The following is a 13,783-nucleotide window of genomic DNA, read 5'->3' on the forward strand; positions in this document are numbered from 1 at the left end:
GCGCGCCGTCTCCTGCGGAGACATGACGCGGAGTGACTGCGTCACTCCCAAGGGGACCGCGCCGCTGCGCGGCGCCGGGGGGAGTGATCCCGGCTGGCAGTCACCTGCGGTGACTGCGGGGCGGTCCCGGTGGTACCGGGTCTGCGGCCGGTCTGTGGTGGCCGGCTCCTCCGCCTGCCCCCCTGACGGAGGCTCATAATCCCTGCTCAAGGGGCTGATTCGGCCGCTGAACCCCGGTGGTGATTCCCTCCGGCCCTGCGGGCCTCCGGTCACCGGGTCGCGCTCCCGCACTCCCTTGCAACTACAGAGTGCACCCGTGGCTGACCCGGTGTCAAGCCCAACCCCACGCCTGATACCCCATCACGCCCAGCAACCTAACCCACCCTCAGACCGTATCAGCAGGTCTACACCACTACTGAAAGGTAAGTGAAAGAATATCGAGTCACATTCCAGCCCGACCTCCAATCCAGCTCATTCCCAAAACGAAAGGATGCACCAACAAGAAAGGGCGCGCCCGGACCTATGAGGAATCCTTAACACCGCACCCATACGACAGCAGAAAAGGGCACCCCGGAGTTGATGCCGAATCCGCAAAACCACCCACATGCAGAAACAGAATTCACGGCGCCTTCGCTAAGTGCCCTTCACAGGACCGTGCCGTGCAGGGCGCGGCGATCGCCGGACATCGCGTAGCGGCGGGCCGCCAGGCCGTGATGCAGCGGTTCGCCGATCTCTTCGCACAACAGCGCCAGGACGTCAGCGGCCTCGGTATCGGAGAGGTAAGCCGGAGCGACCTCGATCATCAGCTCGCCGACCTGGTACGTGCTGGCAGCAAGGTCATCGACGACGCGGCGCAGCGCAGTGAGCGTGGGATCCGCCGACGGATCCGCGGGCAGCAGGGACGGAGCGGTGCGCACATCGCGGACGGCCTGGCGGACCACCGCGCACCGTCGGCCCATCCAGGGCCTTCAGGCCGCTGTGGGCGAGCGTGGCGAGGCGGCGGGCGATCAGCTCCGCGACGTCACCGCTGCGAGCTGAGACAGCGATCAGGGCACGCTGGGACAGACCGAAGTCGAGCGCAGCCACGGCGCCCGGATCGCTGTCTCGCGCGGGAGACACCTCGGTGCCGGCCGTGACGGCGCCGTGGATCGCGGCCAGAGCACGGGCGACGTCCAGGAGCCGGTACGCCTGCGCACGGGAGATGCCGAACTCCGAGGCACAGTACGACTCCCAGCTGTCGTAACCAAGGGGGAGCCAAACGCGGACGGCATGCGCGTCGCGGACCCGCGCGGCAAGCACCGCCACGGAGCGCCGCACATCGTCCATCGCCTCACGCAACCCGGCCGTCACCTCACGGGCGCGGGCCACGCTGAACGGCGGCCTCGCCGGTTCGACAACGTCGCCCTGGGCCCCGCGCGCGGAGATCCGCCTACCGGCATTTCGGATCGCCCGCACCCAGGTCACGGTGGGCCAGTGGATGCTCTTCGCGACGGCCACCGACAGGCCGATTCCGCAGGCGCCGGCGGACCACCCGGTCGTCGGAATCACCTGGGACGCGGCGACGGCCTACTGCCGGTGGCTCGGGGAACAGCTCGACGGCCGAGAGGTGAGACTGCCCACGGAAGACGAGTGGGAGCGCGCCGCCCGCGGCGACGACGGCCGGGAGTTCCCGTGGGGCGCGCCGTACCGCACCGGCCTGGCCAATCTGGTGGACCTCGGTATCGGCACCACAATGCCGGTCGGCTCGTTCCCGGACGGTGCCAGCCCGTTCGGCGTGCTGGACATGGCGGGCAACGCCGACGAATGGACCTCCACCCTCTATGCCCCCTACCCGGGCGCTCCCACCGAGGTGCCGAGCGTCGAGGACTGGGCATTCGATCCGCACGTCACCAGGGGCGGCGCGTTCCGCCACGATCGGGATCTGGCCCGGTGCGCCCGTCGACACGGCGCCTATGAGAGGGATCTGGCGGCGATCGGCGTGGGGCTTCGCCTGGCGGCACCGACGGAGTAGAAGCGGGACGCCGACGACGCGCACCGGCATCGAAAGTCCAGCTCAAACGCCGATAAGGCGACGTCACCGAACGCGTGCGCCGGTGCCCCCTAACCCCCCAGGCCGCCGAGTCCCACCCGGTCAAACATCAGTGGCAGGGAACTACCGGTCGTCAAACTTCAGTGGCAAACAGTCAAAGTTCAGTGGCACCGGACACTGAGGCGGCGGTGGGCGAGTCCCCGGCCGGGGACTCGCCCAGAAAATCGAGCACGTGCTCTACAAGGTATGAGCAACAGTGCCCCATACGCCTTGACCGACCGGCAGCACCGCATCATCTCGTGCGCGCGGGAGTGGATCGCGGAGCATGGCGAGGCGCGTCCGTGCGCGAGCTGGGCGCGGCCGTGGGGCTGACCAGCACTTCGAGCGTCGCGTATCACCTGCGACGGCTGAGGGAGCGGGGCCTGGTGGTCGAGACCCGGGGCCGCCGCAGCGACCGGTGCCCGCACTGCGGGCAGTGATCGTCTGGGATGCCGCTTCACGGCAGAGCGTTATGAACTGAGCTTGCTGCGGGTGGCGCCGCCGCGCCCGCGCAGGGTGACGCCCGCCTCGGTGAGGATGTGGTGGACGAAGCCGTACGAACGCCCGGTGCTGTCGGCGATGCTCCGGATCGAGGCGCCGCCTTCGTGTCGTTCCTGTCCGTTTACCGCACGGCGGGCGGGTCCTGGCCCTCGTCGAGCAGTTCGTCGAGTTCCGCGTCGGCCTGCCTCGACTGTGCCTCGCTACCGAACGGCATCATGGTGTGGCTGCGCTCCAGGTAGAGCAGCAGCGCCTGGTGGTCGATGTGGATGCCGGCCTCGCCCCGCTCATCGCGGACTCGCAGCAGCACCCCCAACGGCTTGCTCTGCTCGGCCACGGGCTCCACGGTGACGTCTCCCATGCCCGCTGTACCGGTGAGGCCGGCGGACAGCAGGTCCCGCGAGATGACCCAGCAGGCGCTACCGCGGCCGGGCCGGGACACGATCAGGCCGACGACGAGCGGGTCATCGGTGGAATACCTGAGCATGATGTCGCACCGCTCGCGTTCGCCGCCGCACAAGGTGACGAACCCCCGCGCGATGCCTTCGAGTTGACTGTCACAGTCAGGACTCACCCTGCCCGTCCTCCTCCCCGTTGCAGCCGCACGCCGACGACGCGAGCACCTGGCGCGTACATCTCAAAGATCGAACCTAGCCAGGGAGCCGGGCGTGTACCCGACACCGGCCGAGTTGGGCGCCAACCCTTCGCAACATGTTCGGAAAAGTTCACACACCACCTCACAGCCGCATCCCCAACGACGCGCGAACTCGGGCAGGACGGCCGGCCGATCCGGCGCGTGGATACCGCGCGTCGACGCACTCCACGCCAACGCCGGACGCCCGTCCTCGTCCGGCTTCGGGATCCCCACCCGCAGATCACGATCACGTGGGCCATGACCACGCCCATGTCCAAGGGCCCGCCTTCGCGAAGGCGCGACATGCCAACCGCGGTGCGCTGCCGGCGCGGTGCGCAGCACCGCGCAGATCAACGCCGACCCGGCCGTGGCGAACGGTGCGGTTACGACAGTCTGGTCGTGGGGGCGCCGCTTCACGGCAGACCGTCAGGAACGGGGCTTGCTGCGGGTGGCGCCGCCGCGCCCGCGCAGGGTGACACCCGCCTCGGTGAGGATGCGGTGGACGAAGCCGTACGAGCGTCCCTTGCTGTCGGCGATGCTCCGGATCGAGGCGCCGCCCTCGTATGCGGCCTTCAGCTCGGCGGCGAGCTTGTCGCGTGCCGCACCAGTGATCCGCTTGCCCTTGTCCATGACCGTCTCCCTCCCGGTTCGAAGGGCGATCACCGCGCACCCTGCGGCCGCCCGTCAGGGAAACAGCCGGGAGGGTTCGGTATCGGCCCGTTCGCATCGGATCGGACGCGTGCCGGCGAGAGGTGACTGCGGCCCGGGAGGTGGCGCTGCGATTGGTCTCGCTGGCCGGGCGCGGGTGCGTCGTCAGGACGCGTGGGGCACGGCGCGGGTCAGGGGTTGGAGGTCGCCGTAGAGGGCGGCGTGCAGGGCGGCGGCCAGTTCGCGGGCCCGTTCTTCGCTGTCCACGTCGTGCAGGACGAAGTAGACGGGGCCGGCGGAGGAGTCGGGGCGGATCTCCCGGGCGCGGATGAGACGTATGACGGCCTCGCGCACCGCGTTGTACACCGTGGTGTCGATGGTGTGCTGCGGGGCGCTGAGCGTGTCGGCCTTGACCGCCCACAGCGGACCCTGCTGCTCGACCGCGATGAACACGACGCGCTGCCGTGCGGCCTCCTTGCCCACAGCCTCGAACGCGTCCAGACCGGTCGCGTCCGGGATCCGGTCCGCAGGGCAGGGCGTCGGCAGCGGCTCCATGACAAGCATCCTCCCAGGAGACAGACGGAGGCGCTGTGCGGTGACGCGGAGCGTGTTGTCCCTGTGGGAAGGGAGATCGTTGAGATGGTGCGCGACAGCGGCCCGGGCTTCTTTTCCCGGGCTGGGTGGGAGACAGCCACGGTCTGCCCCTGTGGGGGGGGCATGGCCAGGGCTTTGCGCTGGGGGCGGTGTTCCTACGAACCGGCCGAGATGGTGGACTGACGGGGCTGCCAAAGCGGCGGGGCCCCAACCTCGGTGCACCAACGGGCAGCCTGGAGCGCGGCGCCCACGGCACCTCGCGGCTCCTGGGGTACGGTGCGGGCGCGGTGGGGGCCACGCCCGCACCGCGCGGAAAACTATCGCCGCACACACGACCGAACAGCCGCCCCTCGGCGTCCGGATCACCGGCCCCGGCGTGGCCTGGGAGTGCGACGCGACCGGCCCAGGACGGGCCGTGAGCTGCCATAACACCGCCCAACTGTCATCCTTGAAGGCGGACAGCCCCGCGCCGGCCCGCCGGGACGCAGTAGGGCCCGAGGACATGGCGAGCGGAGGCCATCATGCTGATCAGTCACAGCGTCGATGGCGATGCCCTGCACGTGACGCTGCACCACAGCGTCGACGTCACCACCCGCGCCGCGGCCGCCGTCGAGATCGAGGCCCTCGTCCACGCTCACCGGCCCCGCCGCGTCACCGTCCAGGTCTCAGCAGGGGAACCGACGCCCGCCACGCTCAGCGTCGTCGTCCGCGCCCATCGCATGTGCAAGAGCCTCGACATCCCCCTCCTGACCGGGGCCACCACGGCGGCCCAACGCCTGTTCACCGCGAACATCACCTAGGTGTTGCGGGTCGTGAGGTTGTTGACAGGGCGCTGGCGGTGTCCGCAGCTGGCGACCCGCCTGTGACTTGAGCGCGAGGCGGTAGCGGACAGCTTTGGGGGCGGTTTCCTGTAGTCGGTTACTTGTTGGCGAGTCGGGCCTTCTTGACTCTGTTGCCGCAGGTGTTCATTGAGCACCAGCGGCGGTTCGCGCCGCGACTGGTGTCGAGGAACAGGCCGGCGCAACCGGGGCCTTCGCATGCTTTGATCCGGTCGCGGTCGGGGCCTCCGAGTACGTGGATGGCGTCGGCGGCAAGCACGCCGAGCGCGTCCGGTACCGATGCTTTCTTGCTGAGGTGCCAGACTGCGAGCCCGTTCTCGAGCGCGGGTCTTGGCTGTCCTGCGGCCGCGGCCCTGTTCAGGATCGCCGCGTCACCCGGATCGGGTCGCTGGGTGACAGTGACGGCCAGCCCGGCACGGTAGATCGCTTCCCTCAGGTCGAGCGCATCCTGGAGCTCGGCGGGTGAGACGTCGGGCACGCCGAGCCCTGCAGCATGCAACCAGAGCTTGAGCCGGCCGTGGTCGGAGAGCCGCTCCCGGGGCGCCGCGCTGGCCCGGTCGCTCATCGTGGCGGTGAAGCGGAACGCCAGCACCTCGTTGTCCAGCCGGAACAGTTGACGGGCCTCCACGGTCACCACCTTCCGCACCACCATGAACCGCCGCTTGAACCAGTTTAGCCAGTTCGACACAGACATCGGCCCACGCCACAATGGAGCCGTCTTAGACGGTTCACGTGTGGAGGTTGTGCGATGGGCGAGGTTGCAGTCATCGGTCTGGGCGGGATGGGGCGGGCGATCGCGCGCAATCTGGTGCGAGCAGGCCACGAGACTGTGGTGTGGAACCGTTCAGCGGGGCCTACGGAAGAGCTCGCGGAGGCGGGTGCCCTCCGCGCCGCATCCGTCGCGGAAGCCCTCCAGTGCCCAATGGTGTTCTCGGTCCTTTCCGACGACACGGCCTTCGCGGAGGCATTCCTCGACTCCGGGGTCCTCGGCGAGGCCCGGCCTGGGGCGGTCCACGTCAACGTGGCCACGGTGAGCGTCGGGCTGGCCCGCCGTGCCGTAGAGGCGCACGCTGCGCACGGGATCGGCTACGTCGCGGCCCCGGTGTTCGGCCGGGTCAGCGTCGCGGAGGCCGGTGCGCTGAACATCCTCGCCGCAGGAGAGCCCGAACTCATCGACCGGGTCCAGCCGTTCTTCGACGTGATCGGATCGCGCACCTGGCGCCTGGGCGAGCTGCCTGAGCAGGCCAACATCGCCAAGGTCCTTGGCAACTACCTGATCGCCTGCGCGATCCAGTCGCTTGGGGAAGCGGTCAGCGTCGCCGACGCGGCCGGCGCCGACCCGGGTCAGTTCGTCGAACTGCTGGCCTCGACGCTCTTTCCCGGACCCGTCTACTCCGGATATGGGTCGATGATCGCGCAGCGGAGATACCAGCCGGCCGGGTTCACCACGGCACTGGGACGCAAGGACCTCCACCTCGCTCTCGAGGCAGCAGCCGGCCAAGCGGTCTCCCTGCCGTTCGGCGAACTGCTCAGAGGCGTGTTCGACCAGGCGATCGCCGACGGCCGCGCAGCGGACGACTGGGCTGTGATTGCCGAGCAGCAGCCGCGATGAACAACCCTGCTCGTACGGTCGTTGACGCGCGGTGCCCAGCGCCGGGCAGGGCGGTCCGCATGCTGCCTGTGCCGCATCGCAACGCCCCGCTGACCGTCGAAGGGCGCCGCCGCCTCATCGAACGCTGCAAGACCCGCCCTATCGCGCACGTCGCCGCGGAGATGGGCATCTCGCGCGCGTGTGCTTCCAAATGGGTCAACCGGTACCGGCGGTACGGGGAACTGGGCTTGCTCGACCGCTCCAGCGCACCGCACCGCCAACCGACAGCGACCCCTTGCGAGGTCGTGGCGAGGATCGGGGCGCTGCGGCGGGAGCGCAAGTGGTCCGCGGCCCGGATCGCGTTCGAGCTCGCCGCTGACGGCATGCCAATCTCCCGCCGGACGGTCACCCGCCACCTCGCCGCGCTGGGGCTGAACCGGCGGAAGTTCATCGACCCCATCGGCGAGACGAACCGCGAACCGCGAAAGATCCACGCCCGCAGGCCCTGGCACATGGTCCACGTGGACGTGAAGAAGGTCGGCCGCATCCCCGACGGCGGCGGCTGGCGCGCCCACGGCCGCGGCAGCGATCAGGCGAAGGCCGCAGACCGGGCCAAGGCCAGGGGCGCCAAGGCCGGGTACGTGTACCTGCACTCGCCCGTGGACGGGCACACTCGCCTCGCCTACACCGAGGCTCTCCCCGATGAGAAGGCCAAGACAGCGATCGGGTTCGTCAACCGGGCCAAGGCGTTCTTCGCCGCCCACGGGATCGCCAGGATCGAGCGGATCGTCACCGACAACGGGGCCTGCTACCGCGCCCACGACTTCGCCCACGTCCTCCAGGGCGCCCGCCACCAGCGGATCACCCCCTACACGCCCCGCCACAACGGCAAGGTCGAGAGGTACAACCGGATCCTCTCCGAAGAGTTCCTCTACGCCCGCGTGTGGACCTCAGAAGCCCAGCGCGCTGAAGCCCTTTCGGTCTGGAACATCCACTACAACTACCATCGACCACACACCGCCGTGGGAAACCAACCCCCAGTCGCGCGAGCCTGCAGCAGCGTCACCAACGTCATGGCTTCGTACACCTAGGCACCTGCCCCGGCCAGCACGTCCGTTGGGATGCTTGCCGCCCCCGGAACAGCCTGCGAGATTCCGCACCTCGAACACCGGGGCCGGGCCCGCCTGGCCGACACCAGGCACCCTTCCCGCGGTCATCAAGGGGGTCGGGCTGCCGGACCGGGAGGGGCCCAACCTGACCGGCCGGTCCAGCAGCCTCGGTTACCGGGCAGGTCGGCGAGGCTGCCGGCCGGTACAGCGGGTGCGGGGATGGGGGGAAAGGGACCCGCACCACGCTGGCCTATCGGGTGGGCCACGGGCAGCTGCTCGCCAGCCTGACCCACTCCCGGTCCACCTGCCCGGGCACGACACGCCCCTGCTCACTCCAACGGGCGGCCACCGCCGCGAAAATCGGCTCACCAGACGAAGGCGGAACCGTTTCCTCGCGGCCGGTGACCGAAGTGGGCTGGGGTGTCGTGGTCACACAGACCTAACGCGCACATCCGGCTGCGGTCACGCCTGGCCGCTCCCGCGCTCCCCCGCCCGGACATGCCGGGCCATGCCGACACGAGGGCACAACGCGCTTCGGCCCACCCCGTAACAGCCACTGGCCTGCGCGAAAGTGTCGGCCCCAGCGCGCGGTTGGCGTGGGGCGCGGGGCCGACAGGGGACGTCGGGGGCAGGACGTCCTGGCGTTGAGGCTAGGCCGAAGCGTTGCGCGAGGCGCGGCGGGGAAGCCGTTCGAGCGAGCCCTCTGCGGGGATCATCCGTTGCCGCTGCCGGGCCGCTCGCCCGGGGCCAGCTCACCCGCAGGCCAGTGACGGTCGACTGTCGGACCCGAGGATTACTCGAAGGCATGACCGACGCTCCCGACGATGCCCCGTTCGACCCATACGCACGCCTCCCCCCGACCTGATCAACGCCCAGCGGGCAGCGGTCGAGGCGTTCCAGGCACTGCACGAACTACCAGGCCAAGCTCCCATGGTCGAGGGAACCTCACGAGGGATGGGAAGAGGAGCAGCCCGCACACGGCGGCGCGCTCCGCGGCTACCACTCGTCCCGCCCCGTCACCGGCGGGTGGACCGTCGAGCAGTCGGCCGAGTACGACCGGCTGTGGGCGGAGCTCCGCAGGACGGCGACGGTCGTGTATGCGCACAAGCATTGGCAGCGGTGCGGCACCGATGCGCTGGCAGCGAGGCAAGCCCTCAAGCGGGAGCCGGGCGCGATCCCCACCACGGCACCGGCCGAAGGCCGGACGCAGGACGCCATGGCAGAGGCCGTCTGAAGATCTTTCGACGGAAGCACGGTTGGCGGGGCGAGCCGCGCCTAGAAGGCGAGCCCAGAGACACCGGCCGAGCCGGCGCCGCCGACCGGGATCGACTACCTCAAGATCCTCGACGAGAGTCGCCGGGTGGCGTCAGATCCGCCAGGAACGGATGCGGTCGGCCGCGTCGTAGGCGTCGATCCGGCTGGCCTCAGTGTCGCGCGCCAGGTCGATCAGAGCGCCGTACGGCGGATTGATGCCTTCACCGGCCGCATCCATATAGGCCACGGCGATGGCCGAGCCGAACAAGGCATTGCGGGCGGGGAGGGGGCGGAGCCGGATGATGGTGTGCATCAGTGCGGCCGCACGCCAGGCGTTGTCGACGGTGACACCGACCTGCGGGGTGTTGACGCGGTGACGGGCGACAGCAGCCACCAGGTTGGAGAAGTCATGGACCGAGGGCTGCTTGGGCAGGACCTCGGCCTGGCGCTCCAGGAGCCACCGGATATCGATGTAGAGATCCACCGTCAGGCAGCCCGTCGAGGGGCGTCCAGCCGGTCGGGCGCGTCTTCAGGGAAAGCCGCGTCGAACGCAGCAGCATTGTCCGTGATGAAAGCGCGGAAGACCTCTGCGGCGCCCTCCAAGCGAGGGTCTCGGACGGCGTTGCGCGCGGCTTCGGTGATGAGCGAGGTGACCGTGGTGCCTTCGGCTTCGGCGCGAGCCTGTAGCTGCGCGTGGAGCTCTTCGGGCACCCGGATTGTCACTGGTTTCGACATACTCCAAACGTACAGCAAGGTGTACAGCACCGACGTTGGTTTGCCGGAACAAGGCCGATTCGGCACAGACCCCGGGCTTGGCCATCGCTCAGGGCTGGCCACTCAGAACCAGCCCTTGAGATGGCCGGCAATCTCCTTCACCACCCCGAGTAGGCCGTCGACTCCGGTCAGGGTGCGGCCGAGCCGCTCCAGTGCCTGCGCGACGCGGCCGGGATCGCGCTGGGTCTCGGGCGCCTCAAGTTCACGGGCGACCTGTCGGACATCGTCCCCTGCGCGCTCGCGGGTGAGCAGTGGCAGCGTCTCGTCGTCGCTGTCAGCGAGGGCCTGGTGCAGGCTCTCAACGAGCGCCCGCACGACGGCGAGGTCGACGCCTTCAGGCAGCGGCTTCCCGATGCCTCTGTTGTCCACATGCGCACTCTGCGTGCCACCGGAGATTTCTCCGGCGACGATCCCAGCCCCGCGCGCGTCGATCGTGGGCTGCGGCTTCTCCGCCTCATTCATCCGTTCCATGTCCCCTCCGTGTTCCTCGAACAAGCGGCGCCCACGGGCCGTGAGCCGCCAGCAGGTGAAGCCCAAGCCCCAGTCGTCGGGTTCGCGCTTGCGGCTGCCGTCCCGGATCGCCAGTCCCTCGTGGCGGCACCACTCCAGCGCCTCATCGACCTGCTCCCGAGTCGGCTCGATGTCGAAGCCTTCGAATCGGAACGGGAGTTGGCCGAAGCCGTGCGGGTCTGTCTCGTTCAACAGGCAGTCAAGGACCGAGCAGTACAGCAGGTTGGGCCATTCCGGGTGTGCGTACAGGCGCTGGGTGGCGTCAAGTTTCTTCTGCTGCTCCAGCTCCGATTGCTTCAGCCTGAGCTGGCGAAATAAATCCTCCGAGGGAGAAACGTAGGCCTCGAACTCGCGGGTGCGGGACGCGCGTCGACCGCGCCAGGTGTGGATCACATCGCTGACCCATGTGCCCATGAAACAGAGCAATGCGAGCGATGGCACTGTGACAAGCCACAGCCACAACGGGGGCTGCCCGCCCTGCCCGCCCCAAGCGATCAGCAACGCGTCCCCCTTCGCGCCAGCTTCGGTTCGGGTACGAGTGTGGCAGACAGGCCCTGACTCGTCTGCGTCTCTCAGGGGCCCAGGCGCCCAGGGTGCACCGCCACTCACGGCCGGCTCCCTGCTGGCTGAGCCGGCCCTCGCATGCGCGGCTAAGAGATCGTCTCGATTGGTGATCAACCAACGCTCCGTCACGCAGGAACGGGCTGTCAGTGGACAATCCGCGTGCACCGGTTGATCAGGGTAGGGAACACTGTGCTGATGAGCTCTGCAGCCTCCCAGACAGCGCAGGAACGGGCCCTTCGGCATGTTGCGGAACTGGCGTCGGGCCCTCCGATGGACCCGGCATTGCGGGTGACCCTCAACTTCCACCCGGACCGTCTGCTGCACGGCAAGCCGATCCTGGACGCTATGGCCGAGGGCGGCGTCTACCACTCGCAGTTCGTCACTGGGACCAGCAACGGCGGCCTGACCGCGCATCCGGGCGGCGACCGGTGGCGTTGGGAGAGCCGGATCTTCGACGGTGCGTACGACGAAGCGACCGCTCATGAGCGGCCTGTCTACGGGGCGTTGAACTTCCGCCGCAAGCCGGTCGGCGGGGCGCCGCGGTTCGGCTCGGCCCACTTCCGGCTGACGGCCCAGACGCTGACGCGGAGCACGTTCTGTTACCCAGACAGTTTCCTCGAACCGTCGGATTTCGGTGTCGCGGCCCGCATGGGGCTCATCGAGCTTGCCTGCGCCGATCGTCAGGACGAGCTTGACGACTACATCGAGGCGCAGGTGCACGCGTCGGTCCAGCTGCAATGCGATCTGGAGGCGCTGGTGTTGGACCCCTGCTACCGAGGCACGACGGTCGAGGTCGCGGCTCTGCGTCTTGGCTGCCCGGTGGAGTGGCACCCCGGCTTCCGACTCGGGGTTGAAGAACTCCGACGTCACCCCGACTACCGCGGCCAGGAATACGTCGACTTGGGCACGCAGATCGCGGTCGACGGCATGCTCGATCCTCGGATCATCGGAGACTCCGCACGCGCCGGCCTCTATGACCCCCAGGCGGTCAAGAAGGTGTGGCACTACCTGGCGCGATTCGGGGCCCCCTGGAAGGCCATGGACAGATCGGTGGTTCCGGCGCCGATGGAAGGGGCTGTACTCGATGGCCTTCGTTGAGGGGCTGGTGCCAGAGGGACTGTGGAATTTGTTCCGGGCTGTGAGACCGCAGATCCCCACGAGGCCGCAAGGCGGAGGCCGACGACGGGTCGACGATCGTGCGGTCCTCGCCGCGATCGTCTTCGTCGCCACGTCGGGGTGCACCTGGCGGCAGCTGCCGCCAGTCTTCGGCGCCTCATGGCAGACAGTCCACCGCCGGTTCTCCGAATGGACCGCGGCGCGGGTGTGGGTGGCTCTATTCACGAGTAACGCCGTCAGTTGTTCACGGGTTTGGGAGGCACCCAGATCCACGGTCGGGTGATGTTCACGAGTTTCGACAGCACCGGGGTACTTGCCAGGGCAGCATCGAGATGCTCCTGGTGAAAGGTGCTGGTCATGCCGCAGATGTCGAAGGTCGAGCTGTACGCGGCGATCCGGCGCGATCACCGCGCGGGCATGAAGATGCGCGAGCTTGAGCGCAAACACAATGTGTCTTGGCGGACGGTCAAGAAGGCCGTGGATTCGGTCTGGCCGGAGCCCCGGAAGAAGCCTCCGCCGCGGCGGACTGCGCTGGATCCCTATAAGCCGGTGATCGACGAGATGCTGCGGGTGGATCTCGACGCGCCCCGCAAGCAACGTCACACGATCACCCGGATCTTCCACAGACTCATCGAGGAACACGGCGCCGACGTCTCCTACCAGATGGTCCGACGCTACGTCGCCGACCGGAAGCCGGAGATCCTCGCGGCCTCCGGCAAGGCTCCGGTGGAAGCGTTCGTGCCGCAGACCCATAGCCCCGCCATGGAGGCCGAGGTCGACTTCGGCGATGTGACGGTGCGCCTGGCCGGCGAACTGGTGACCTGCTACCTCTTCTCGCTTCGCCTGTCGTACTCAGGCAAGGCCGTCCACCGAGTCTTCGCCTCCTGCGGCCAGGAAGCCTTCTTCGAAGGGCACGTGCACGCGCTGCGCACGCTGGGCGGCGTCCCGCGGAGCAAGATCCGCTACGACAACCTGAAGTCGGCCGTCGCCCAGGTCCTGGGGCTGAATAGAGCTCGGGTGGAGACCGATCGATGGATCGCGTTCCGCTCGCACTACCCGTTGACTGAACTACTGGCGGAGTTCCCGCAGGTCAGTGACCCTTTGAGGGAAACATCGTTGGAATGGCCGTGGAACCATCAAGAGACCTTTCGGTCCTGTCCGTTCCCTTGGTCGGCGAGCTGGTCACCAGGGATGATCCGTGGGAGCCCTACCGGCTCGTCGACGCGCTCGGGGTATCTGTGGAAGGGGCTGCTGCCTTCCTACGGGATCTGCAGGCGGCGGGACGGCCAGCGACGACGGTTCGTTCCTACGGGATGGATCTACTGCGATGGTTCCGCTTCCTCTGGGCTGTCGAGGTGCCGTGGGACCGGGCCAGCCGCATCGAGGCAAGGGACTTCTCCCGCTGGCTGCAGGTCGCAGGGCAGCCGTCGCGCCCTCACTGGCGGCGCCCCGACGTGGTCGGCCGGTGGGCTCCGGGCGGAAAGCCGTACGCCCCGTCGGTCCGTACACACAGTGAGACGGTCCTGCGAACCTTCTACGACTTCCACCGTGATGCCGGCACCGGCCCGGTTCTCAACCCGTTCC

At 68.7% G+C, this 13,783-nt stretch carries 13 protein-coding genes and 4 pseudogenes; 8 read left to right on the forward strand and 9 right to left on the reverse strand.

Annotated features, from left to right (window positions below; all coding sequences use genetic code 11):
• Positions 1 to 644: 644 nt before the first annotated feature.
• Complete coding sequence (locus AC07EJ_RS41360; RefSeq protein WP_478886175.1) at positions 645 to 959, reverse strand: hypothetical protein; 315 nt, start codon at positions 957 to 959, stop codon at positions 645 to 647.
• A 449-nt stretch (positions 960 to 1,408) separates the two neighbouring features.
• Between AC07EJ_RS41360 and AC07EJ_RS41365 the strand changes: the two are divergent.
• A pseudogene (locus AC07EJ_RS41365) lies at positions 1,409 to 2,011 on the forward strand (formylglycine-generating enzyme family protein); the annotation flags it as partial.
• A gap of 380 nt (positions 2,012 to 2,391) precedes the next feature.
• Positions 2,392 to 2,508, forward strand: a complete 117-nt coding sequence (locus AC07EJ_RS41370) for a hypothetical protein (protein WP_478886190.1) — start codon at positions 2,392 to 2,394, stop codon at positions 2,506 to 2,508.
• A 30-nt stretch (positions 2,509 to 2,538) separates the two neighbouring features.
• Here AC07EJ_RS41370 and AC07EJ_RS41375 read toward each other — a convergent pair.
• From AC07EJ_RS41375 to AC07EJ_RS41390, 4 genes and pseudogenes are all read right to left on the reverse strand, one after another.
• Positions 2,539 to 2,673 (reverse strand): annotated as a pseudogene (locus AC07EJ_RS41375) (helix-turn-helix domain-containing protein); the annotation flags it as partial.
• Between the two features lie 17 nt (positions 2,674 to 2,690).
• Entirely contained in the window at positions 2,691 to 3,140 is a 450-nt protein-coding gene (locus AC07EJ_RS41380) for an SsgA family sporulation/cell division regulator (RefSeq protein WP_389490017.1), read from the reverse strand.
• Positions 3,141 to 3,626: 486 nt separating this feature from the next.
• Positions 3,627 to 3,830: a helix-turn-helix domain-containing protein gene (locus tag AC07EJ_RS41385; protein ID WP_389490019.1), complete on the reverse strand. Its 204-nt coding sequence runs from the start codon at positions 3,828 to 3,830 to the stop codon at positions 3,627 to 3,629.
• Between the two features lie 183 nt (positions 3,831 to 4,013).
• On the reverse strand, positions 4,014 to 4,403 hold the full coding sequence (locus AC07EJ_RS41390) for a hypothetical protein (protein WP_389490021.1): 390 nt from the start codon (positions 4,401 to 4,403) through the stop codon (positions 4,014 to 4,016).
• A gap of 560 nt (positions 4,404 to 4,963) precedes the next feature.
• Between AC07EJ_RS41390 and AC07EJ_RS41395 the strand changes: the two genes are divergently transcribed.
• Positions 4,964 to 5,242 (forward strand): hypothetical protein, encoded by a 279-nt coding sequence (locus tag AC07EJ_RS41395; RefSeq protein ID WP_478886176.1) that lies wholly within the window; start codon positions 4,964 to 4,966, stop codon positions 5,240 to 5,242.
• A gap of 118 nt (positions 5,243 to 5,360) precedes the next feature.
• Here the strand turns inward: AC07EJ_RS41395 and AC07EJ_RS41400 are convergent, their stop codons facing one another.
• Positions 5,361 to 5,975 (reverse strand): CGNR zinc finger domain-containing protein, encoded by a 615-nt coding sequence (locus AC07EJ_RS41400; RefSeq protein ID WP_389490025.1) that lies wholly within the window; start codon positions 5,973 to 5,975, stop codon positions 5,361 to 5,363.
• A gap of 24 nt (positions 5,976 to 5,999) precedes the next feature.
• On the opposite strand from AC07EJ_RS41400, the pseudogene AC07EJ_RS41405 reads away from it, so the two are divergent.
• The 3 genes and pseudogenes from AC07EJ_RS41405 to AC07EJ_RS41415 all read left to right on the forward strand — a co-directional run.
• A pseudogene (locus tag AC07EJ_RS41405) lies at positions 6,000 to 6,485 on the forward strand (NAD(P)-dependent oxidoreductase); the annotation flags it as partial.
• Complete coding sequence (locus tag AC07EJ_RS41410) at positions 6,480 to 6,893, forward strand: NAD-binding protein (RefSeq protein WP_389490068.1); 414 nt, start codon at positions 6,480 to 6,482, stop codon at positions 6,891 to 6,893. The pseudogene AC07EJ_RS41405 and the gene AC07EJ_RS41410, both read left to right, overlap by 6 nt.
• Positions 6,894 to 6,961: 68 nt before the next feature.
• Positions 6,962 to 7,963, forward strand: a complete 1,002-nt coding sequence (locus tag AC07EJ_RS41415; RefSeq protein ID WP_478886191.1) for an IS481 family transposase — start codon at positions 6,962 to 6,964, stop codon at positions 7,961 to 7,963.
• 1,384 nt (positions 7,964 to 9,347) lie between these two features.
• Here AC07EJ_RS41415 and AC07EJ_RS41420 read toward each other — a convergent pair.
• The 3 genes from AC07EJ_RS41420 to AC07EJ_RS41430 all read right to left on the reverse strand — a co-directional run bounded on the left by AC07EJ_RS41420 (position 9,348) and on the right by AC07EJ_RS41430 (position 11,020).
• Positions 9,348 to 9,719: a toxin Doc gene (locus AC07EJ_RS41420; RefSeq protein ID WP_389487764.1), complete on the reverse strand. Its 372-nt coding sequence runs from the start codon at positions 9,717 to 9,719 to the stop codon at positions 9,348 to 9,350.
• 2 nt (positions 9,720 to 9,721) lie between these two features.
• Positions 9,722 to 9,970 (reverse strand): YlcI/YnfO family protein, encoded by a 249-nt coding sequence (locus AC07EJ_RS41425; RefSeq protein WP_389487766.1) that lies wholly within the window; start codon positions 9,968 to 9,970, stop codon positions 9,722 to 9,724.
• 102 nt (positions 9,971 to 10,072) lie between these two features.
• Positions 10,073 to 11,020 (reverse strand): hypothetical protein, encoded by a 948-nt coding sequence (locus tag AC07EJ_RS41430; RefSeq protein WP_389487768.1) that lies wholly within the window; start codon positions 11,018 to 11,020, stop codon positions 10,073 to 10,075.
• Between the two features lie 258 nt (positions 11,021 to 11,278).
• Here AC07EJ_RS41430 and AC07EJ_RS41435 point away from each other — a divergent pair, with 258 nt between their 5' ends.
• Together AC07EJ_RS41435 and AC07EJ_RS41440 are read left to right on the forward strand one after the other, a co-directional pair.
• On the forward strand, positions 11,279 to 12,181 hold the full coding sequence (locus AC07EJ_RS41435) for a DUF3626 domain-containing protein (protein WP_389487770.1): 903 nt from the start codon (positions 11,279 to 11,281) through the stop codon (positions 12,179 to 12,181).
• Positions 12,168 to 12,419: pseudogene (locus tag AC07EJ_RS41440) on the forward strand (transposase); the annotation flags it as partial. The gene AC07EJ_RS41435 and the pseudogene AC07EJ_RS41440, both read left to right, overlap by 14 nt.
• Between the last annotated feature and the right edge of the window lie 1,364 nt (positions 12,420 to 13,783).

This window comes from Streptomyces sp. NPDC045026 (assembly GCF_056432625.1).

Excerpts from the sequence above, each read along its gene's own strand:
- AC07EJ_RS41360 (WP_478886175.1), bottom strand. The coding sequence starts at position 959 with ATGGGCCGACGGTGCGCGGTGGTCCGCCAGGCCGTCCGCGATGTGCGC.
- AC07EJ_RS41435 (WP_389487770.1), top strand. The coding sequence starts at position 11,279 with ATGAGCTCTGCAGCCTCCCAGACAGCGCAGGAACGGGCCCTTCGGCAT.
- AC07EJ_RS41395 (WP_478886176.1), top strand. The coding sequence starts at position 4,964 with ATGCTGATCAGTCACAGCGTCGATGGCGATGCCCTGCACGTGACGCTG.
- AC07EJ_RS41425 (WP_389487766.1), bottom strand. The coding sequence starts at position 9,970 with ATGTCGAAACCAGTGACAATCCGGGTGCCCGAAGAGCTCCACGCGCAG.
- AC07EJ_RS41390 (WP_389490021.1), bottom strand. The coding sequence starts at position 4,403 with ATGGAGCCGCTGCCGACGCCCTGCCCTGCGGACCGGATCCCGGACGCG.
- AC07EJ_RS41400 (WP_389490025.1), bottom strand. The coding sequence starts at position 5,975 with ATGTCTGTGTCGAACTGGCTAAACTGGTTCAAGCGGCGGTTCATGGTG.
- AC07EJ_RS41385 (WP_389490019.1), bottom strand. The coding sequence starts at position 3,830 with ATGGACAAGGGCAAGCGGATCACTGGTGCGGCACGCGACAAGCTCGCC.